We start from the raw sequence: 20,513 nt of genomic DNA, 5'->3' as shown, positions 1-20,513 counted from the left end.
GGAAGCGCATGCAAGTCAAATTTGTGCATAAAAGGAGTCGGATTTCTCCATGTTAGATAACGGGCAAGGCATCTATAATGAGGGCATATCCGAAATGTAAGCGGATTTATGAGGGTCATAAACCAAGGGGAGTGGTGTTGTGAAAAAGCCGTTATGGATGTTGGCCGTATCTGTAGTTACCGTGGCATTGGTTGGAGGATGCAGCAGTGGATCTGCGCCAAGTGCGACTAGTAGTGCTGCAACGCCCGCAGGAAAAAGCGAAACATCTGCAACTGAGAGCAAAACTCCCGCTAAGAAAGATGTGACGCTAACGTATATTGCAAGCCAAGGTTGGATTAAGGATACGGAGATGCAGCTGGCCAAAAAGTTTGAGAGCGAAACCGGCATCCGTATTGACTATCAAATTATTCCAGCCGACCAATACTTTAATGTGCTGAAAACGAAGCTGAATGCCAAGGAAGGTCCGGACCTATTCGGCGGACAAAGCGGCAAAAGTGAAATAAGTTTAAATTACAACGTAGAGAAAAATGCCGTTGATCTGAGCGATCAAGAGTGGACCAAGCGGGAGGATAAGCTTTCATTGGAGCAGCTTTCACTAAATGGAAAAGTGTATGCGCTTACGATTTGGGATACCGGCAACAGCTTTGTCGTTGTATACAACAAGAAGATTTATGAGAAGCTCGGGATCAACGTGCCAAAAACGTATGATGAGTTCAAGCAAGCTTCCTTGAAAATTAAGCAAGCCGGCATTACGCCGATCTATGAACCTATTGCAGACGGTTGGCACCATGTGCTTTGGTTTGCAGAACCGGGACCTCGTTATGATGAAGTTACGCCTAATCTGTACAACGATCTGAACGCAAATAAAAAGAAATTTGTTGATGATGCAAGCATGAAAACCTCCTTGACTCAGCTGAAGGAAATGTATGATCTCGGATTTTTTGGCGATAACACGTTCTCTGACACCGGTTCGGATACAGCGAACAAACTGGCTAGCGGTAAATTTGCCATGTCCCTGTCGACGCAAAGCACACCTGGTGATGTCACCAAAATTAATCCCGAGCTGAAAACCGAAGATTTCGGATTCTTCCCGATTCCGCTTGCCGACAATCAATTTTATTACATCAATCCGGGCGGTCCGAGTAAGTTTGTTTATTCCGGCTCGAAACATATCGAAGAGGCGAAGCAGTATTTAGCCTTTTTAGCCAAATCGGAAAATCTGCAATATATGGTCGATAACGACAAGACGGTCTCGAATCTAAACTTCGCAGGACTTAAGGATAAATATACCGATGAGCAGAAAAAGCTGTTTGCGGCTTATCCAAAGCGAGGCACTGACCTGCAGGATTATGTCAACTATGTTAATCCGCAATGGATGGATATGGGGAAAGATATGGTTGCGATGTTCAGCAAGGCCATGGAGCCAATTGATGTGCTGAAAAGTATTGATAAGCGAAGAGCTGACATGGCAGGAGTGGCCAAAGACCCGGCCTGGGCCAAATAAAAGAGATTAGCATTCTATTCGGAGTGGGGAGCTTACCGCTATGAACAATAAGATTTATCCTTCTTATTTCAGTTGGGCGACACTCGGGTTATATCTGGTTTTTTTTATCATACCGGGATTAATGGGCTTCTATTACTCATTCACCGATTGGAACATGTATTCCAGCGACATTCAATTCATCGGTTTTGATAACTTTAGCTCGCTTTTCTCAGCCGATGAGAAATACATGAAATTTATTATGAATACGCTCAATTTTACGATATCGACGGTGATTCTGAAGACGTTGCTCGGACTTGCATTTGCCATTGCTCTTAATGAGGGCGTTCGAATGAAAGGGTTTCACCGTGTGATGATTTTCATGCCTTCGATCGTTCCGATGCTCGTAGTCGGCCTTATTTTCAAATCCGTGCTTAATCCTGCTACCGGCCTTCTGAATGAATCACTGCGAGCAATCGGCTTGGATGTCCTGACGCAAAAATGGCTCGTTGACGTGAATTGGGCGTTCAAATCGATTATTGCCGTCGATACATGGAAGGGTGTAGGCTACATCATGATCATCCTGCTCGCCGGCTTGCAATCGATCTCGAAAACCTATTATGAAGCCGCACAGATCGATGGAGCTAATAGCTGGCAAAAGTTCAAATATGTTACGGTACCACTTCTGATGCCTGCTCTTGTCGTTACCACCGTGCTTAATTTACTGCATGGTCTCAAAGTCTTTGAGGTTGTGTACGTTCTGACGAACGGGGGTCCGGGCTATGCGACGGATGTGTTGTATACGACGATTTTTAAGGAATTTTCGCAAGGAAGATACGGCGTAGGAACAGCTTTGTCAACCGTTCTGTTCTTGTTTATGACCATTGTCGGCTACTTCGTGATTCGGTTGATGGCCAAAGAAGAGGAGATAAGCGCATGAGAATGAACCCCGTTGTCTCCTTGCTTCGGAACGTGTTTGCTTGGGCACTTAGCTTGCTCATGTTCATTCCATTGCTGCTGATCGTCATCAATTCTTTGAAAACGCAGCTGGAAGCAAACACAATGAGTATGAACCTGCCGAAAAGCTTGGCATGGAGCAATTATGCCGTAGTTATTGAACAAGGGAAACTAATCCAATCATTTTTTAACAGCCTGCTTTACGCCAGTGTATCAACCGTGCTGGGAATTGCGCTTGCTTCGATTGCGGCTTATGTATTTTCCAGAAATCGAACGCGCATGAATCGGATTCTTTATTTGTTCGTGATTATGGGCATTGCGATGCCCGTTAACTTTGTTACCTTGACCAAAGTCATGCAAATGACGCATCTCATTAATACGCAGCTTGGCATCATTATTTTGCTGGCTGTCGGCTCGATCCCGTTCAGTGTATTTCTCATCTACGAATTCGTAGCCTCTGTACCAAAAGAGTTAGACGAGGCAGGGATTGTGGATGGATGTCCTCCATTCAAGCTATTTTACGCGATTGTTCTTCCTCTTTTAGTACCTGTCATTGTGACAGTCGCTATTTTGAACTTTATGGGCGCTTGGAACGATTTCGTACTTCCTTTATATTATTTGAACTCTTCGACGAAGTGGCCGATGACGTTAGCCGTTTACAACTTTTATGGACGTTTTCAGGTCAATTGGAACTTAGTTTCAGCGGATATTGTACTTACAACACTGCCGGTCATCGTCATCTATCTCATTGGCCAAAAATTTATCATTTCCGGGATGACATCCGGTTCCGTTAAAGGATAGCTAATTTTTAATAAAAGGAGTTGGACACACCATGAATAAGCCCAAATACAAACTAGGCGTTATCGGGCTTGGGGAAGGACGCAGCATTATCTCTGCAGCGCTGCAAAGCGAACGTTGGAAGTTGGTTAATGTTTGCGACATTAATGAAGAGATGTGCAAGCTGCGTAAGGATGAATTCGGGTTTGAGCGATATACGCTTAACTACGCGGATTTGCTCAATGATCCTGAAATAGATGTCATTGCCATCTATACACCGGATCAACTGCACGGCCGGCATATCCAAATGGCGTTGGAAGCAGGCAAACATGTAATTGTAACCAAACCGATGCTTCATTCTCTGGAAGAAGCAAGCGGACTGCTTGGTGTATGGAAAAGCTCGGGCAAACATGTTTTTGTGGGACAGAGCTCCAGATTTTTTGAGCCGATGATTCATCAACGCAATGATTTCTTAACCGGTCGCCATGGTGAAGTGGATACCGTAGAAACCTTCTACACTTCCGACTCCCGCTGGTTTTTGCAGAAAGACTGGAGTAGGCAACGTGGTTTCAGCTGGCTGTATAATTTTATGATTCACGCCGTTGATCTGGCCAAATGGTATTTGCCTGAGATCGAAGAAGTGTTCGGTTACGGGCACTCGAGCAGTACGAACAAGGAGTACGGGTTAACGGCGCCGGATTCGATGAGATTTGTGATGAAAGATAAAGAGGGGCGAATCGCCCAAGTGGCCGGTTCCTACACCAAACCTTCGCTGCAGCATATTGATCCGGGCATAAGCTGTACTCTCAGGGGGACGAAAGGGACGAGTAGAGCTGTCTATTCCAATCTGCTGTATCATACGCATTTTCCGCCGGAGAAGCCTGTGACCCATTCGTTCGAGGAGAAATTCCCGTACTATTTCCGTTTCGAGGGAACAAGTCATCATGCAGGTGAGTATCAAAATTACATTGAATACTTTGCTGATTGCCTGGATCTTGGCGAAACGCCGAAGCCGGATTTGATTGAGGGGATTCACACCCTTTCAATTCTGACAGCGATGGAAAGAAGCATGGAAAGCGGCAAACCCGTGAAAGTAAACGATGTTTTGAAGGAATTTTGTTTGGAACTGTAAAAAGCTAATACGATATTTAACATGTGGATCCTCGGCGTATTGCTGTGGGTCTTTTTTCTATGCGTTTCGTAGAATAGTCGATTTTTCGGAAGATTCACAAATATTCGAATGATTCGTAATTATGTGCATAATTCGTAGTACTGCAGATTTATTTTTCTCAATATTACAACTATTATTAGAATTAAGGTGGACAGTAACAATAGACAGCACAAGAGGGAGGGATAGCAGATATGAAGCTGGCCGTATTGGGCGCAGGGGCTATAGGTGTCAAACATTTAGAGGCAGCGAGTGAGATTGACGGATTGGAGCCAGTCGCCATTGTTGAGATTAATGAAACTCTGGCAGTGGAGACGGCTAAGAAATATGGCGTTAGGGCTTATACAGATTATCAAGAAATGCTGCAGAAAGAAAAACCGGATATAGCTGTGATTGCGCTGCCACATTTTTTGCATAAAGAAGTGTCTATCCGCTGTGCCGAACATGGATCTCATATTTTACTTGAAAAGCCGATGGCTTTAAATACAGTGGAATGCGATGAGATTATTGCTGCAGCTGAGCGTAATGAAGTTAAGCTAATGGTTGGTCATACGCAACACTATTTTCCAGAGAATATTGAAGTTAGACGAATTATTGAGAGTGGCGAGCTTGGTAAGCTTGTCATGATTAATGATACGCGGAACGTAAACTATTATAGAGCAGATCGACCTGGGTGGTTCTTCGAGAAGAGTAAAGCAGGTGGAGGCATCATGACGAATCTGGGGGCGCATTCTATTGATAAAATTCAATGGATGACACAAAGCATGGTCACTAAGGTGAAGGCTTCCGTAAGCTTCCATGAAGAACGGGGAGATGTTGAAGGCAGCGGGATTATTTTTATGGAAACCTCTTCTGGTGTTCCGGCTGTGATTACGCAATCCGGATATTTAGGAGTTTCACGTAATGAAACGGAGTTTATGTTTACCAAGGGTATGCTCAAGCTGGAGACGGGGAAAGGCCTGTCCATAAGCCGTAATGGTTTGTACGAGCCAGTTATGCTAAAACAGGCTAAACAGCCTTTGGTTCAGCAATTATTAGACTTTATGGATGCGATTACAAATGATAAATGGCTTGATTGTTCTGGTGCGTATTCCAAGACGGTCGTTTCTGTCATCGAGAGTATATATGCGTCAAGTGAGACAGGAACGGAGCAGATCGTGAAGTAACGATACAGGAGGATTGAGGATATGAGCGAAAAAATGAGATTTGCTGTTATAGGAGCCGGAGTGATTGCTCCCTCTCATGCGAAGGCTATTCAGGGTAACTCCCAAGCAGAATTAGTTGGCATCGCTGATGTTGAAGTTGAAAAGGCTGGAAAATTAGCTGCAGATTTTTCAATTCCGCATGTGTATCAGGACTACCAGCAGCTGCTGAAGCGTGATGATATTGATGCTGTTACGATAGCGGTACCAAGCGGCTATCATGCGGAAGTCGTTATTGCGGCGGCACAGGCAGGCAAACATGTGTTGTGCGAAAAGCCGCTTGATATCACTGCGGATAGTATGACGCTTATGATCGATGCTTGCCGCAAAGCAAATGTGAAGCTCGGCTGCGTATTTCAACGTCGCGTAACGGAGGCGTCTATTGTCGCGAAAAAAGCCATAGAGGCTGGCAAGCTGGGTAAGCTGGTGCTTGGCGATGCTTACCAGAAAAGCTATCGCAGCCCTCAGTATTACAAAAGCGCCGGCTGGCGCGGCACTTGGGCTATCGATGGCGGCGGAGCCCTGATGAATCAGGGTGTGCATGGCATCGACTTGATTCAGTGGCTGATGGGCGATGTTCAATCTGTCTTTGCCTATTCGTCCGCGCTGGTTCGCGAGATTGAAGTGGAAGACACGGCAGTAGCCGTTGTGAAATATAAGAACGGAGCATTCGGGGTGATACAAGGAACTACCTCTGTGTATCCGGGACAGGAGACGCGCTTCGACCTTCACGGGGAGAAAGGCACGATCATTTTTGACGATACGGGGTTCAAGCAGTGGAAAATTGCTGATAGTGAAGAAGAAGCGCCTAAGGTGGAGCCAAGAGTTAGCGCCAAAAATGATCCTTCCCATATCGCCAATGACGGTCATTTTATATTCGTTGATGATTTAATCCAATCTATTCGTGAGGACAGGGATCCCCTGGTATCGGGGGAAGAAGGCAGGAAAGCTGTCGATTTAATTCTCGCTATCTATGAATCGGCACGGAGCGGGAAAGAGATTATGTTGAAATAGTCCTCTGCTGATGACTTGACGTAGGGAAACGTAGGGGGGATAGGGTTGCCGGAAGAGACAAGACGTGAAGGGAAGACCGTAGTTACAGGGATACATTACCGTACAGGATTGCCGATAGAAGTAACCATCGCTAATGGACATATTGAGAGTATTTGCTTGTTGGAAACTGAGCTTCAGGAGCAGCTGCCAAGGATCGGCCCCGGTCTGGTTGATTTGCAAATCAACGGCTACGCAGGTAGAGATTTCAATCAAGCTCCGTTAGCGAAGGAGACAGTCATGGAGCTGACGCGTGATCTTTGGAACAAGGGTGTCACAACCTATTATCCAACAGTAATCACGAACAGTGCTGACAAGATTAGTCAGATATTACGTTCCATTTCCGAAGCTTGTCGCACGGATCCCTTATCGGATAGCTGCATTCGCGGTATACATCTGGAGGGTCCGTTTATCTCACCCGAAGATGGACCGCGCGGAGCGCATGGGAAACCGTATGTTACAGCTCCGAATTGGGCGTTGTTCCAGCAGTGGCAGGAAGCTGCGGGAGGTCGTATTACCTTCGTGACGATTTCACCGGAATGGCCAGAATCGGACGAATTTATCTGGCGCTGTACCGCAAGTGGTGTTACGGTGTCTATTGGGCATACCAACGCTTCGCCCGAACAAATTCGTTCAGCGGTAGCCGCCGGGGCAAAGGTGTCCACGCATCTCGGCAACGCTGCTCACCTGATGCTGCCAAGGCATCCGAATTACATATGGGAGCAGTTGGCGGCAGATGAGCTCTGGGCATGTATGATTGCTGACGGATTCCATTTACCGGAATCGGTGCTGAAAGTGTTCATGCGGGTAAAAGGCGACAAAGCGATTCTCGTCAGTGATGCCGTCTATTTGAGCGGACTTGAACCGGGACGTTATACCACGCATATTGGCGGCGAGGTCGTGCTGGCGCCAGATGGCAAGCTGCATTTGGCTGAAAATGCCAAGGTGCTGGCAGGCTCCGCCCAAATGCTGGTGTGGGGCATTCAGCATTTGGTGAAAAAAGGCTTATGCAGCTTGGCCGATGCCTGGGATATGGCTTCAATCCGGCCATCGGAGTTAATGGGCCTGCAGACAGCTATAGGACTTCAACAGCATGCTCCGGCGGATCTCGTGTTGTTTGCGTTTAAGGACGACGGTTCGTTACATATTTTGAGCACATATAAAGAGGGAAATCTCGTATCACGCGCATAAAAATAGCTGAAAAGCACAGAAAGGGCTGATTGTTATGACTACCCCAAAATCGATGATCATCGGGATGATCGGGCTTGACACCTCCCATTGCACGGCTTTCACTAAACTGCTAAACGAGCAAGATCATGAGTTTCACGTTCCCGGGGGAAAAGTCACTTATGCTTTTCCCGGCGGATCACCTGATTTTGAAATGAGCTATTCGAGGCTGGAGCGGTTCACCAGTTCGATTCGCGACGAGTACGGTGTGCAGCTGCTTGATTCTCCTGAGGCAGTAGCGGAACGTTCTGATGCGATCTTACTAACTTCTGTGGACGGTCGCGTTCATTTGGAACAGTTTCGGAAAATTGCTCCCTACAGGAAGCCTGTGTTCATCGATAAACCGTTTGCCGTTTCGACTTCTGATGCCAAGGAAATCGTGCGGTTGGCGGCCGAGTATAACGTACCTTTGATGAGTGCTTCATCGCTACGTTATGAACAAGGGCTTGTTGATGCCCTAACAGAGAATACAGCTGATATTATTGGCGCTGATTGCTACGGACCGGCGGAACTACAGCCAACACAGCCCGGCCTGTTCTGGTACGGCATTCACTCTGCAGAAATGTTGTATCGCATTATGGGAAAAGGGTGTGTTCAGGTGACCGCAAGCACAAGCGAGTTCCATGAACTGGCCGTCGGTGTTTGGGAGGATGGCCGAATTGGGACAATTCGCGGCAACAGGCAGGGAAATAAAACGTTTGGGGCTGTCATCCACCGCTTGAACAAAACGGAATTCGTAGATGGCGACAAGCATCCGAAACCGAAATATGCCGGTCTAGTCGAGGCGGCGGTAGCCATGTTCCAATTAGGAACGCCATCTATTGATGCTCAAGAAACAGTTGAGATCATCCGCTTCCTTGAAGCGGCGAACGAGAGCCGGTCTACTGGGAAAACGGTGAAGCTCTAACATATCTCTTACCAAACATACAATCTGCATAATTTGAAGGAGTGTAAAAACTTATGATATGGGACCGCCTTGGCGTCATTAGCGATGAAGTAAGCCATGATTTCATAGAAGCACTGGATTGGATACAAGCCGAAGGCTTAAAATACGTGGAAATTCGCATGGTGGACGGTATAAATATAGCCAATCTGACGGATGAGCAGGTAGAGCAGGTTCGTCAAGAAGTCGATAATCGAAGCCTGCACATCTCTGCATTGGCTTCACCTTTATTTAAATGCGCACTTGATCCATCTCGTCCTGTTGAAGCTGGAGACAGGTTCGGGCAGGAGGAAGAGAGCGTCGAAACACATTTTGATAAGCTTGCTCGTACAATTGAAATAGCAAATAAACTTGGCACGAGCCTTATTCGGATATTCTCCTTTTGGAGAGAGAAAGAACCTGATCAGTTCGTAGATGAAGTCGCAGGCCATTTGAAAAAAGCAGCTGAAATTGCTGCACGTCACAACATCACTTTATTGCTAGAGAACGAAGGCTCCTGCAACGGAGGTTATGCGTTCGAAGTAGCTAAACTTATTCGGAAGGTCAACGCTCCAAGCTTGAAAGCCTTATGGGATCCTGGCAATGAAGCTTTAGGAGAGCATTGGTCTTATCCCGAAGTTTATAACGAAGTGAAGGAACTGTTAGCTCACGTTCATCTGAAGGATGCCTTGATCGAGAACGGCGGCAAGCCCTCCTGCGTACCGATCGGTTCCGGTAGAGTTCCGTACGTGCAACAAATTCACGATTTGGAGAAAGAGGGATACTCGGGGCTATATGTCATAGAGACTCATTACATTCCTCCTGGCGGCAGCAAAATGGAGGGCACCAAGCAATCCTTAGAGGGATTGAGAAAGCTGTTTAGCCATCCGTCGCTGAAAGAAGAAACAGCAGAACATCTTAAGGTGAAAGTTTTTGAAAATCGCCAGATCATGGGAGCTGCAGCAGCTGTAGCGGCAGCAACGAAGATCAAAGAGCTGCTGTCTCAAAAAGACCAAGTAAGAATGATTTTTGCTGCAGCTCCTTCTCAAAATGAATTTTTGGCGGAACTCGTGAATCAGCAAGGTATCGACTGGTCGCGTATCACCGCATTTCATATGGATGAATATATCGGTCTTCCTGATGATGCACCGCAAAAATTCAGTCAGTTTTTAACCGATAGACTGTTCAAATTGGTTAAGCCAGGGGAGCTTCATTTGATTCAGAGTTCTACGACAATTGAGCAGGAATGTCAGCGCTATAGCGACCTGATTGCGGCTGCACCCATTGATATCATTTGCCTCGGTATCGGGGAAAACGGGCATATTGCCTTTAATGATCCTCCTGTGGCCGATTTCGAAGACAGCTTCATCATTAAGCCGGTTGAACTGGATGCTCCTTGTCGCCAACAGCAGGTCAATGATGGCTGCTTCCCGGACTTTGATGCCGTGCCTACCCATGCATTAACTTTGACCATACCGACGATGATGGCTGGCGCGCACTTATTCTGCATCGTTCCAGGATCAACCAAACGTGCTGCTGTTGAACAAACACTTCGCGGACCGATAAGTACCTCCTGCCCGGCATCCATCCTGCGCACACATCCGGATTGCACCTTGTATGTGGATCGAGATTCGTATGGAATGCTGCAAGTACCTCAAGTATCAACTCAAGGAGGTCAGGCATGATTCGATCAATTGAAGAATTGGAAGCCAAGCTTGCGGAGCCGTCAGAAGCTTTAATTCAGGATCTCGCTGCGGTGGAGGGGGATATCATGCTGCTAGGTATTGGCGGGAAAATGGGGCCAAGCTTAGCGAGACTTGCTAGGAATGCGTTGAAGAAAGCAGGTGTTGAAAAAACAATTTGGGGTGTTTCCCGTTTTTCGGAGCCTGGCTTGAAAGAGCAGCTGGAACAGGAGGGTATCCACACGATTGCGTGCGATCTGCTGGATGATGAGCAGTTGCAGAAACTTCCTGATGTGAAAAATATCATCTACATGGCTGGCAATAAGTTCGGGACAACGGGACGCGAGCATTTCACATGGGCAATGAATGCGTACTTGCCGGGACGTGTAGCGGAAAAGTTTAAAAATTCCCGCATCGTGGTCTTTTCATCCGGGAATATTTATCCGTTTACCCCCGTGTTCCAGGGTGGTGCAACAGAATCACAAGCTCCCTCTCCGCTTGGAGAATATGGCCAATCAACGCTTGGTCGTGAACGTATTTTTGAGTATTTTTCCCGGAAATATGAGATTCCGATGGTCATCTATCGGCTGAATTATGCAATTGATCTTCGATATGGTGTACTGCTGGAGGTTGCCAAAGCCGTAAAAGCAGGTAAGCCCATCGATGTGACCATGGGGCATGCGAATTGCATTTGGCAGGGAGACGCCAACGAAATGGCTCTGAGGAGTTTGAACATTTGTTCAAGTCCTCCGAATGTTTTAAATATAACAGGTCCGGAAACGATGTCGATGCGCTGGATCGCTCAGGAATTTGGTAAGCGGCTGGGCACTCAACCTGTCATTGTTGGGCAGGAAGCGGAGGATGCGTTGTTAAATAATGCCTCTAAAGCTTTTCAACGATTCGGCTATCCGCGGGTGACACTTCTCCGAATGTTGGATTGGACTGCCGAATGGGTCGCAAATGACGGCGCAACCTGGAATAAGGATACTCACTTCCAGGAAAGGGAGGGGAAATTCTAATGCCTTCCAATTTAAGCAGAAGCTTGTCTCAGACCAAGCTGCAAGCGCTGCATGAAGGGCTTGTGATTCCTGCACATCCTCTGGCATTGGATGAAAACCGTCAGCTGGACGAACAGCATCAGCGTGCATTAACGCGTTATTATATGGCGGCAGGCGCAGGAGGAATTGCAGTTGGCGTACATTCAACCCAATTTGAAATTCGAAATAAAGACGTCAACCTGCTGGAGCCGGTGCTCCGAATGGCTTCAGAGGAGGTAGACAGAGCGGGTTTGGAGCGTCCTTTTATTAAAGTAGCAGGAATATGCGGTCCTACGAAGCAGGCGCTAGCAGAATCGGAGCTGGCGCTTAAGCTAGGGTATGATGCAGGGCTCCTTAGCATGGGAGGTTTGCAGGATTGGACGGAAGCGGATATTCTGGAGCGAACGAGAGCGGTGGCCGGTCAAATGCCGGTCATCGGCTTTTATCTACAGCCATCGGTAGGCGGGCGTACATTCAGCTTTGATTTTTGGCGGCAGTTTGCTGATATTCCAGGTATTGTCGCGATCAAAATGGCGCCGTTTAATCGTTACCAAACGATTGATGTCGCGCGGGCCGTCTGTTATTCAAGCCGTCGTGACGAGATTGCTCTGTATACGGGCAATGATGATAATATTGTTAACGATTTGTTGACAACCTACCGATTTCAAGTCGATGGTACTCCTGTGGAAAAAAGCATTGTCGGTGGGCTTCTGGGACATTGGGCGGTTTGGACGCAAAAGGCAGTTGAGCTGCTGGAGGAAATCAAGCAAGCGAGAAATGCCGGTCAGATTGACAAAGCGTGGTTGACTCGTAATATCGAGGTAACGGAGACGAATGCGGCATTTTTTGACCCGGCGCACCATTTTGAAGGCTGCATTCCTGGGATACATGAAGTTTTGCGCCGTCAAGGATTGTTAAAAGGGACATGGTGCCTGAACCCTAATGAGGTATTGTCTCCAGGCCAAGATGAAGAGATTGACCGGATGTATGCGGATTATCCGCATTTAAACGATGATGAGTTTGTTACAAAGCATTTGAAGGAATGGCTTATAAATAAATAGCCAAAGAAAAAGAGTTAAGCACCTACAGCGTGCTTAACTCTTTTTTGAATATTTCATTTTTTCTGAATGTCGAACCGTATAGAAGTCTTGTAATTCGTATAGTGTATGTATTCTCCATTCATCCAGAAGAGGAGGGCTTGGCCATCCTGGCTGCCACGAGTCAGGAATGGCCGCACCTGGTGGGTGGAAGAATTTACCGTAATAGGTGCAGATGACCACGTGACTCCAAGATCGGAAGATGACCACCGTTCGATCTCAAACGTCCCCTGTACTTCCCGCGATACATACACGATGGATGGATCGGAGTGATCCAGAATAATTCCGCCTGAATAATAGGGCTCGGTCTCATGAACTCCTTCAGGGGTTTGAGGAAACCAGCGGCCAGCCGACGTGATTTCATTCGTCACCCATTGGGCGCCATTCCAACGGCTGTAGTAGTAACGATGATCCTCCAAGGATTCAAATATGGCATAGACGATGACGGGATATCCTTGCTCATCCTCGGCAATATCCCAAATCCAGGCATTGCGTTGTGCACTTGTACCGTCGAACACCTTGTCTATCTCGGATAGTTCAAGCGGTAAATCTGTCGTTTGTTTGATTAACGAGCCGTCTGCGCGATAAATTGCTCCTTCTCGATAACGGGCATAATAAATACTGTTATAAGGTTCAATATTCGGATGTCCATCGGTACAAGAGAAATGTATTGTGTCTTTTCCATTGGAGGCATATCGGATATAAGGTCGTTGACCGCTGTCCATGATCAGCGTGCGCGCAGGGGACCATTCACTGTGTACCAAATCAGTGGAAACGCTAAAATTAGGCTTGAAATTGCCTCCACGCCAGAACAAATAGAGCCTTTTTTCTTCCGATAGATAGATTGGAGTAGGGTAGGTGTAGCCGTAATGTCCATCGGTATTCGCAGGAAGCTGCATCTCCGCTCCGAAGGAGGAGAGGTCTTCCGGCAACCGTGTTGTCCGATAGTACATCTTGGACCCATTATGAGCGGAATAAAAGATTGTGATATGTCCGGATTCGTCTATGTACAGGGATGGGTTGGCGTGATCATCCTGCTGAAGAACAGAACGGATCAAGAAAGTCTCGTAAGCACCCAGCACGTGATCGTAATAGCCAATCCATACATCTCCTATGCTATTCAACCAGCCGACATACGTTCTACGATGTTGTCCCTGATAGTAGAGCGCGCGAGGGTCGGCGAAAAAGCACCATGCCCCGTCGGATGTGAATTCTTGCGTCAAACTTAAGAGTGAATTCATCTGCATTCTCCTTATCTCTGATTAAACAGAACGCCATACTGGGAAGCGGCAGCTCCCGGTAAGGCGTTCTTTGTTTCCCGGTTTTAATAACAGATTATTTGAGTCGGTCGTAAGCGGTTTGCGTGATTTTCATCAGCTCGTCTACACCAATCTTCTTAGCTTCGGCAACATATTGATCCCACTCATCCATGCTGCGTTGACCTAATATGAACTTGGTAATTTGCTCGTTGCGGTGCTTGTCTACGGCTGCTTGCAGCAAGGAAACATTGGACAGCTCGCTTTCAATATACTGTGGTCTCACATGGTAGACACTGTCATGCTTGCGTGCCAAATCATAGGCATTACGCTGCTCTTGTGTAGCAGGAATTAGATGAGCGTCATAATTAAACCAAGTGTAGGTTCCGTTCGTCGCTAGTCCCGTCTTTTTGCGAACATCGGTTATATCCAGATATTCAGGGCGCAATTTCTTTTGCCCATTCTCAGTGATGTACACTTCGTCGCCTTTGCCCCAGCTGAGCAATTCTTTCCCTTCCTCACTATAAAACCAATCGAAAGCCTGGAGCGCTTCCTTGACTTTCTTGGATTTGGAAGAGAAGGTCATGCCTGTTTCCAAAATGTGTGTATAAGGGTTTACGCTAAATCCTGGAACGCCCTCAGGAGGAGGCATGAATGCAAGATTGAAGCTAGGATTCGTCTTTTTCATAGGGATGTTAAACAGATCCAGACGACCGATATAATCGAGTATCATGAACGTTTGGTCATTCGATACGGCATTTTGCCATTGTTGCACGTTGAAAGTCAGCCAGTCCGGCGGAATAAGCCCTTCTTTTTGCATACGTTGGAAGAACTCGATCATTTTCTTGTATTCGTTCTCAATAGGTCCGTAGCGCACCTTGCCGGTTTTCTCATCCTGGAACAAACCATTCATTGTACCGAATTGTGCGGTGGCAAAGTTAAGGATTCCAAGATTGGCTCCGCTTCTGAAGGAGAATGGATAGCTGTTAGGGTATAGTTCCTTCAGCTTTTTGCCTACAGTAATCAGTTCCTCATAATTGGCAGGAGGTTTAAGTCCGTTTTTCTTGAAAATATCTTCTCGATACATCCAGATGACACGATTCGTTTCACCGAAGCCTTCATTGGGAAGCATGTACATTTTACCGTCAGCGGCCAAAGCAGCTTTCGCGATGTCAGGATATTTCTTCAGCCAAGCGGTTAAATTCGGCATGACATCTTTATAATCCAGAATGTTGGCGAGAACCCCTTGCTGTCCAAATTTATCAGCGTCTGCGCGAGGGTTGAAAAAGGTGATGTCAGGCATGTTACCAGAGGCGACATTCAGATTAATAGTATCCTTCAGTTCTCCGGACGGAAGCTGAACATTGAATGTGGCACCGGTTTTCTCTTCTATCCACTTCCAGACAACCCAGTCCTTGTTATACGGCCAATTCGGGTGAACCTCTAGTAACATGGTAAACGTATTTTTGGGTTTTTCCGTCTTGACAGCAGGATTTGTTGTACCGCCTGCGTCCGTCGCTGTTGGGGTAGATGTGGTTCCTGAGCAGCCAACTAACATCGAGGCACTGATTAATAGGGATCCAAGTGTCGTAGTCCATTTCTTCATGCGTGAACCTCTCCTTTTCATTTTTCTAATTTCTCACTACCTAAGACTTGACCGCCCCGATCATAACGCCTTTGACAAAATACTTCTGCAGGAAAGGGTAGGCGAGAAGGATGGGAACTGTGGAAACCATGATTGTTGCGAACTTCAGCGGTTCCTCCAGCACAACATTGGCATCGCCAACTGCGGCAATATCCGCTTGGTTTGACTGGCCGGCAAGAACGATGTTGCGCAAAATGACCTGCAAGGGGAAAAGCTCTTGATCACGTAGATATAGCAGCGGCAGTAAGAAATTGTTCCATAATCCTACCGCGTAGAACAAACCGATAGTGGCGAATACCGCTTGAGACAAAGGGACGACGATTCGGAAGAAAACGCCGAAATCGCTCAGTCCGTCCATTTGCCCCGATTCCTCCAGTTCTGCCGGGATATTGGAGAAGAAGGTTCGCATGATGAGCAGATTCCATGTGCTTACAGCGCCAGGAAGTACCATGCCCCAGACCGTGTCGATAACGCCGAGTTCTTTTACAACTAGAAAAGTAGGGATCATCCCACCGCTGAAGAAGAGGGTGAATATAATGATCATGGTAAATCCACGCCCGAATACCATATTTTTTTTGGAAAGCGCGTAAGCCCCTAGCGATGTGATAACAAGTGAAAGGGTAGTGCCCAACACGACGTAAACAATCGTATTCCAGTAGGCGGTGCCAATGCGCGGATCTTTTAAAACGACCTTATACATGTCTATATTGAAGCCTTTTGGATACCAGCTGATTTCTCCTTTGAGCACATGAATGTTGCTGCTTAGTGAAACAGCGGCCATGTAGATAAATGGATACAGTGTAAGCAGGACAACTCCTAGAAGGATGACAATGTTAACAACTGAAAATAAAGTGATTTTGGAGCGTGTCATATGGAAGAATCCTCCTCAAGGGTTACCACAGACTTGTTTGTGATAGGCGCCGGCTTAGTGCATTCGTGCTATAGATGAAGAAAAAACATACAATCCCAGTGAACATATCTATAGCGGCGGCGTAACTGAAATTACCGCTTACAAGCCCTGTACGATACACATAGGTGCTTAGAATATCGGCGGTAGCATAGGTGGCAGGGTTATATAGCAGGAACACTTTTTCAAAGCCTATTTCCAGCACTCGACCGACATTAAGGATGAACAATATGATGATGGTCGTGGAAATACCCGGCAGTGTGACGTTCCAAAGCTTCCTCCAGCGGCTGGCGCCGTCTATATCAGCAGCTTCATAGAGGGAAGGATCAATGGAAGAAAGCGCAGCCAGATAAATGATGGCCTCCCATCCAATATGCTGCCAAACCTCTGAACCGACATAAATGAATCGGAACAACTCAGGTTTAATCATAAAATGAATCGGTTCAAAGCCAAAGGATTGAATCATGTGGTTAACAAAACCTTGAGAAGGGGATAAGAACAAAACGACCATTCCTGCAACTACGACATTAGAGATGAAGTGCGGTAAATAACTGACGGTTTGAACAAAACGTTTGAATACCATGTTCTTGACCTCATTAAGAAGCAAGGCCAAGATAATAGGGGCAGGGAATCCGAAAATAAGTTTATTGATGCCAAGTAGAAATGTATTACGCAAAATGATCCAAAAATCCGGACTATGGAAGAACATCTTATAATACTTAAGTCCAACCCACTGACTGGCCCATATCCCTTTGTACAGGTTATAGTCCTTGAACGAAATGACAATTCCGAACATAGGCAAATACTTGAAAATTAAGTAATACAGCAAGCAAGGTAAGAACATGAGAAGCAAGCTCTTGCTTTTTGCGATCTTCCTCCACATTAGAACAGTTCGACCGGGAACGCCCGGTAAGGAAGTCTCCGGATTTGCTCCAGCTGCGTCTAACTTATTCATTTGAGTATCCCCCCCGATCATGAGTACTTGAAGGTGCTAGTGTTCTTGTTATTTCGAAATTAGCATAGCACCGTTCGTATAGAATGTAATCCATAATAATTCCGAATTGTCCCCTCATCTATGAAATTCGTAAATATGTTAAGTTTTCGTGAAAAAGTGAATAGGCAAAATTGGCTTTTTTCCGTATTATTTAAATAAGACTTCTCGTAGATGATAAATACATTGAGATAGGAAAGACCATAAAAACAGATATGGAGGGGAGTAGGATACGTTTACTTTCGCGAGTCCAATCTAGAACGTCTTCCTTGCTCATTCGTTTGCTGCTAGGTTTTCTCACTGTCATTGTGCTGTTGATGTCTTTTAATTATTTGTCATTTACATTTTTCCAGAACAATATTAGAAATGAGATCATTAGTTATAACGCTCAGAACATCCGATTTACCTCAGAGAGATATGAGGAACATTTTCAACTCGTCCAGAAGCAAATGTATGCTCTTTATTTTAACGATGACGTGGATCGTCTTCAGAAGGCCAGCGGGAATGCTCGTTATGCGCTGCTGGATAGGGTCAAGCAGGAGATTATCAAGGTTGTTGGTAATCCTTTGATCTATGTAGACAATGCCATTATTGTCTTCAAGGAAGGTTCATTAACGTTAAGCAGAATAGGGACCAATGACAGAGCATCGTTGTTCGAAAAGTTCTATGCCAGCACCGATTACCCGGATTCTTTCTGGCAAAAGCAATTCAACGAAACGTATAGTGCCAAGATGTTTCCCATGTCCAAATTTTATGAGCATTCTTTTCATAAAGCGGGTGATGTGACAACCAAGGGATTGTTCATCCCTTATGTCCTTAAGCACTGGCAAAATGAGGACTTCTACATCGTTGCGATGATGGATGCGAATCAGCTATTCGAAGCTTTTCATCGTTCTGTGAATGCCAATTTCATCATCTTGGACAAGCAGGGTTTACCTTTGTTTTCAACGGGAGGGTTGGCTAAGCGAGAGGAGCTTCCAGAACTGCCGGTAGACAAAACGTATTTGCTGCGTGACAATACCTATTACTTTTATCAGACCGGACAGAACAGCGGGTACACGTATATAAATATCATACCTAGTGCCAGCATTTCGAAGCAGATTTCAAAGCTTAATCTGACACTATTTGTTCTACTCATTCTTTCCCTGATCGTGAGTGTTGTTATATCTGTACTATTCAGTGTTCGCTTTAACCGCCCGGTTAAGCAGCTGGTTTCCTCGCTGCAGACGGCAGGAGGCGAGGATGTTCGATTTAAAAGCAATATTCGCGAGTTTAAGTTAATCGGTCAGAAGCTGGACGATATGCTGCAGACGAATGCAAGGATTCAGTCGGATCTGGCTCAAAAGAATATTCAGCTCTTGTCGTACAGTTACTTGAATAAACTAAAGAAAATATATAGCGGCTCTCCAGGAGCTATTGATATGATTTCCACACAGGCATATCGTTTCGTCGTGTACGAGATTACGTACAAAGATAGGTTCTGGGAGGAAATGAAAGAAGAGCCGGGCCCTTTAACTTACAGCATTTATACGTTTATCAATCATAGCTTGCTTAAGGTATTCCCCGCTTCATTAACGATTCAAATCGAGAGTCGGCAAATGTTATCGGTTATCAATGAAATTGACGATTCTCGTCTGGATGCTTATATGACAGAATTATTGAAAGTCGTGGCTCATGACGCTGATTTCTATTTCTTGACCATCGCGATTTCACCGGCATTTCCGCAGTCGTTTGATTTCACGGAGGCCTATGAGCAGACGGTTAAACTGCTGCAAGAACGAAAGCTGAACGAAGATACGCAAATTGTTCGTCAGCATGCTGGTCGTCAATCTGTACATTTGCTAACGTCTGCGCAAGAACAGCAATTCGACTGCAATCTGGCAGCAGGGAATACGCAGGAGTTGCTGCATCTGCTGGATCGCCAGCTTGCTCTTATGGAACGCAAGTGTGAAACGGTGCTGCAATATCAAGAATTTTTAATTGATATTGTACAAAAGGTACGCAAAGCATTCCATGTGCTGCGGTTAGACGAACGGGCCATACAACCCGTTATCGCCGGATTGAGCACGAGTCAAAGTTTTTATTCGGGTCGGCATTATCGCAAATTTTTCAGTCAACTGCTTGTTGCGGCCTGTGAGGAGATTCGAAGTAATCAGAAAAATGAAGATCCAGTCATTGATTTTGTTGTGGACTATGTGAACAAGCATTTTGCTCAAGATATTACGCTGGATATTGTAGCCGAGCACCTACATATTACTGGAGGCTATTTGTCCACGTACTTCAAGGAGAAGACGGGGGAAAACTTCATTGATTATATTAATGGCGTAAGAATCCGGGTGGCGCAGCAAATGCTGCTGGAAACGGACCTGAGAATACAGGACGTCGCCAGCAGTTCAGGATACCAGAACATTAATTCCTTCAACAGGATGTTCAAGAAATTTACGGGGATGCCGCCACGCGAATTTCGCAGGGAGAAACGCACGGAAGACGAAGTCAGTTAAATGAAGGCCCTTAGCTCGCAGCTAGGGGTCTATTTTTATTATTTTTAAAAATTTGTAAAAGAGGAGGTTAATGAAAAAGAAGAGCGAATAGTACATGGAGATGTTCCTTATTTGGCGAAAAGGTGACACAACATGTAAAGAATGGGGATGTTCCGAGTTGAGAGATACGAATGTCAGAGAAGTCAGGGTTTCTGATTATCCGAATATTTATTTGTTGAACCAACACTTTAATCCGAATCTATCTGTCTTTACGGAAGAGAAAGTAAAAGAGAAGCTAGTCACCCTTACAACCAAAACAAAAGATGTCATCTTTGTGTATGAACAACATAACGAAGTGATTGGATATATTCATGGCAGTCCCTATGAATTACTGTTTGCTGACTCGCTAGTAAACATCCTGGGGTTCGTTGTCAATGTGGAGTACCGGGGTCAAGGGATTGGCGGCATATTGATTGAAAGCCTTGAACAGTGGGCCAAGGATGCCGGGTATTCGGGGATCAAACTATTATCGCATCCAACTCGTGTACAGGCGCACCATTTCTACGAGCAACGAGGGTATCAGTTTACGAAGGACCAGAAAAATTTCATAAAGACATTCCGTGAAAACTAAAACA

The 20,513-nt window shown here is 45.8% G+C and carries 17 protein-coding genes; 13 read left to right on the top strand and 4 right to left on the bottom strand.

From position 1 onward, the window contains the following. Nucleotides 1–139 precede the first annotated feature (139 nt). From GON05_RS36290 to GON05_RS36240, 11 genes are all read left to right on the top strand, one after another. Nucleotides 140–1,504: an extracellular solute-binding protein gene (locus tag GON05_RS36290; protein ID WP_157326343.1), complete on the top strand. Its 1,365-nt coding sequence runs from the start codon at nucleotides 140–142 to the stop codon at nucleotides 1,502–1,504. 40 nt (nucleotides 1,505–1,544) lie between these two features. Next, nucleotides 1,545–2,420 carry a carbohydrate ABC transporter permease gene (locus GON05_RS36285; protein WP_157326342.1) on the top strand — a complete coding sequence of 292 codons (876 nt, stop codon included), beginning with the start codon at nucleotides 1,545–1,547 and terminating at the stop codon, nucleotides 2,418–2,420. Further along, on the top strand, nucleotides 2,417–3,238 hold the full coding sequence (locus tag GON05_RS36280) for a carbohydrate ABC transporter permease (RefSeq protein WP_157326341.1): 822 nt from the start codon (nucleotides 2,417–2,419) through the stop codon (nucleotides 3,236–3,238). The genes GON05_RS36285 and GON05_RS36280 overlap by 4 nt, the downstream gene beginning before the upstream one ends. Nucleotides 3,239–3,269: 31 nt before the next feature. Next, nucleotides 3,270–4,346, top strand: coding sequence for a Gfo/Idh/MocA family protein (locus GON05_RS36275; protein ID WP_157326340.1), 1,077 nt, complete (start codon nucleotides 3,270–3,272; stop codon nucleotides 4,344–4,346). Between the two features lie 230 nt (nucleotides 4,347–4,576). Then, nucleotides 4,577–5,548, top strand: a complete 972-nt coding sequence (locus GON05_RS36270) for a Gfo/Idh/MocA family protein (protein ID WP_157326339.1) — start codon at nucleotides 4,577–4,579, stop codon at nucleotides 5,546–5,548. Nucleotides 5,549–5,569: 21 nt separating this feature from the next. After that, nucleotides 5,570–6,598 (top strand): Gfo/Idh/MocA family protein, encoded by a 1,029-nt coding sequence (locus tag GON05_RS36265; RefSeq protein WP_157326338.1) that lies wholly within the window; start codon nucleotides 5,570–5,572, stop codon nucleotides 6,596–6,598. Between the two features lie 45 nt (nucleotides 6,599–6,643). After that, a complete protein-coding gene (locus tag GON05_RS36260) occupies nucleotides 6,644–7,825 on the top strand; it encodes an N-acetylglucosamine-6-phosphate deacetylase (RefSeq protein ID WP_157326337.1) in 1,182 nt (393 codons plus the stop codon). Nucleotides 7,826–7,859: 34 nt separating this feature from the next. Next, entirely contained in the window at nucleotides 7,860–8,768 is a 909-nt protein-coding gene (locus tag GON05_RS36255) for a Gfo/Idh/MocA family protein (RefSeq protein WP_157326336.1), read from the top strand. A 53-nt stretch (nucleotides 8,769–8,821) separates the two neighbouring features. Beyond that, the gene (locus GON05_RS40020) at nucleotides 8,822–10,468 is read left to right on the top strand and encodes a TIM barrel protein (RefSeq protein WP_309492008.1); all 1,647 of its coding nucleotides are present in this window, start codon (nucleotides 8,822–8,824) and stop codon (nucleotides 10,466–10,468) included. Further along, nucleotides 10,468–11,484: an NAD-dependent epimerase/dehydratase family protein gene (locus GON05_RS36245; protein WP_181646494.1), complete on the top strand. Its 1,017-nt coding sequence runs from the start codon at nucleotides 10,468–10,470 to the stop codon at nucleotides 11,482–11,484. Before GON05_RS40020 ends, GON05_RS36245 begins: the two co-directional genes overlap by 1 nt. After that, nucleotides 11,484–12,563: a dihydrodipicolinate synthase family protein gene (locus tag GON05_RS36240; protein WP_157326334.1), complete on the top strand. Its 1,080-nt coding sequence runs from the start codon at nucleotides 11,484–11,486 to the stop codon at nucleotides 12,561–12,563. Before GON05_RS36245 ends, GON05_RS36240 begins: the two co-directional genes overlap by 1 nt. A gap of 53 nt (nucleotides 12,564–12,616) precedes the next feature. Here the strand turns inward: GON05_RS36240 and GON05_RS36235 are convergent, their stop codons facing one another. The 4 genes from GON05_RS36235 to GON05_RS36220 form a co-directional block, all read right to left on the bottom strand. Next, the gene (locus GON05_RS36235; RefSeq protein WP_157326333.1) at nucleotides 12,617–13,840 is read right to left on the bottom strand and encodes a BNR-4 repeat-containing protein; all 1,224 of its coding nucleotides are present in this window, start codon (nucleotides 13,838–13,840) and stop codon (nucleotides 12,617–12,619) included. A gap of 94 nt (nucleotides 13,841–13,934) precedes the next feature. Beyond that, on the bottom strand, nucleotides 13,935–15,461 hold the full coding sequence (locus GON05_RS36230) for an extracellular solute-binding protein (protein WP_157326332.1): 1,527 nt from the start codon (nucleotides 15,459–15,461) through the stop codon (nucleotides 13,935–13,937). A gap of 40 nt (nucleotides 15,462–15,501) precedes the next feature. After that, nucleotides 15,502–16,371: a carbohydrate ABC transporter permease gene (locus GON05_RS36225; RefSeq protein ID WP_157326331.1), complete on the bottom strand. Its 870-nt coding sequence runs from the start codon at nucleotides 16,369–16,371 to the stop codon at nucleotides 15,502–15,504. A 22-nt stretch (nucleotides 16,372–16,393) separates the two neighbouring features. After that, nucleotides 16,394–17,290, bottom strand: a complete 897-nt coding sequence (locus GON05_RS36220) for an ABC transporter permease (protein ID WP_157326675.1) — start codon at nucleotides 17,288–17,290, stop codon at nucleotides 16,394–16,396. Between the two features lie 425 nt (nucleotides 17,291–17,715). On the opposite strand from GON05_RS36220, the gene GON05_RS36215 reads away from it, so the two are divergent. Both GON05_RS36215 and GON05_RS36210 read left to right on the top strand, forming a co-directional pair. After that, entirely contained in the window at nucleotides 17,716–19,899 is a 2,184-nt protein-coding gene (locus GON05_RS36215; protein ID WP_185157272.1) for a helix-turn-helix domain-containing protein, read from the top strand. Nucleotides 19,900–20,056: 157 nt separating this feature from the next. Then, nucleotides 20,057–20,509 (top strand): GNAT family N-acetyltransferase, encoded by a 453-nt coding sequence (locus GON05_RS36210; protein WP_157326329.1) that lies wholly within the window; start codon nucleotides 20,057–20,059, stop codon nucleotides 20,507–20,509. Nucleotides 20,510–20,513: the final 4 nt, after the last annotated feature.

This window comes from Paenibacillus anseongensis (assembly GCF_009757995.1).
In the GTDB taxonomy this organism is placed as follows: domain Bacteria; phylum Bacillota; class Bacilli; order Paenibacillales; family NBRC-103111; genus Paenibacillus_E; species Paenibacillus_E chondroitinus.
Note: the sequence above shows the minus strand (reverse complement) of the source record. Positions and strands in the feature narration are given on the sequence as shown.

Bases quoted from the DNA above. Each gene is read 5' to 3' on its own strand.
- GON05_RS36285 (WP_157326342.1), top strand. From the start codon at position 1,545: ATGAACAATAAGATTTATCCTTCTTATTTCAGTTGGGCGACACTCGGG.
- GON05_RS36280 (WP_157326341.1), top strand. From the start codon at position 2,417: ATGAGAATGAACCCCGTTGTCTCCTTGCTTCGGAACGTGTTTGCTTGG.
- GON05_RS36275 (WP_157326340.1), top strand. From the start codon at position 3,270: ATGAATAAGCCCAAATACAAACTAGGCGTTATCGGGCTTGGGGAAGGA.
- GON05_RS36270 (WP_157326339.1), top strand. From the start codon at position 4,577: ATGAAGCTGGCCGTATTGGGCGCAGGGGCTATAGGTGTCAAACATTTA.
- GON05_RS36265 (WP_157326338.1), top strand. From the start codon at position 5,570: ATGAGCGAAAAAATGAGATTTGCTGTTATAGGAGCCGGAGTGATTGCT.
- GON05_RS36255 (WP_157326336.1), top strand. From the start codon at position 7,860: ATGACTACCCCAAAATCGATGATCATCGGGATGATCGGGCTTGACACC.
- GON05_RS40020 (WP_309492008.1), top strand. From the start codon at position 8,822: ATGATATGGGACCGCCTTGGCGTCATTAGCGATGAAGTAAGCCATGAT.
- GON05_RS36240 (WP_157326334.1), top strand. From the start codon at position 11,484: ATGCCTTCCAATTTAAGCAGAAGCTTGTCTCAGACCAAGCTGCAAGCG.
- GON05_RS36235 (WP_157326333.1), bottom strand. From the start codon at position 13,840: ATGAATTCACTCTTAAGTTTGACGCAAGAATTCACATCCGACGGGGCA.
- GON05_RS36230 (WP_157326332.1), bottom strand. From the start codon at position 15,461: ATGAAGAAATGGACTACGACACTTGGATCCCTATTAATCAGTGCCTCG.
- GON05_RS36225 (WP_157326331.1), bottom strand. From the start codon at position 16,371: ATGACACGCTCCAAAATCACTTTATTTTCAGTTGTTAACATTGTCATC.
- GON05_RS36220 (WP_157326675.1), bottom strand. From the start codon at position 17,290: ATGTGGAGGAAGATCGCAAAAAGCAAGAGCTTGCTTCTCATGTTCTTA.
- GON05_RS36215 (WP_185157272.1), top strand. From the start codon at position 17,716: ATGTCTTTTAATTATTTGTCATTTACATTTTTCCAGAACAATATTAGA.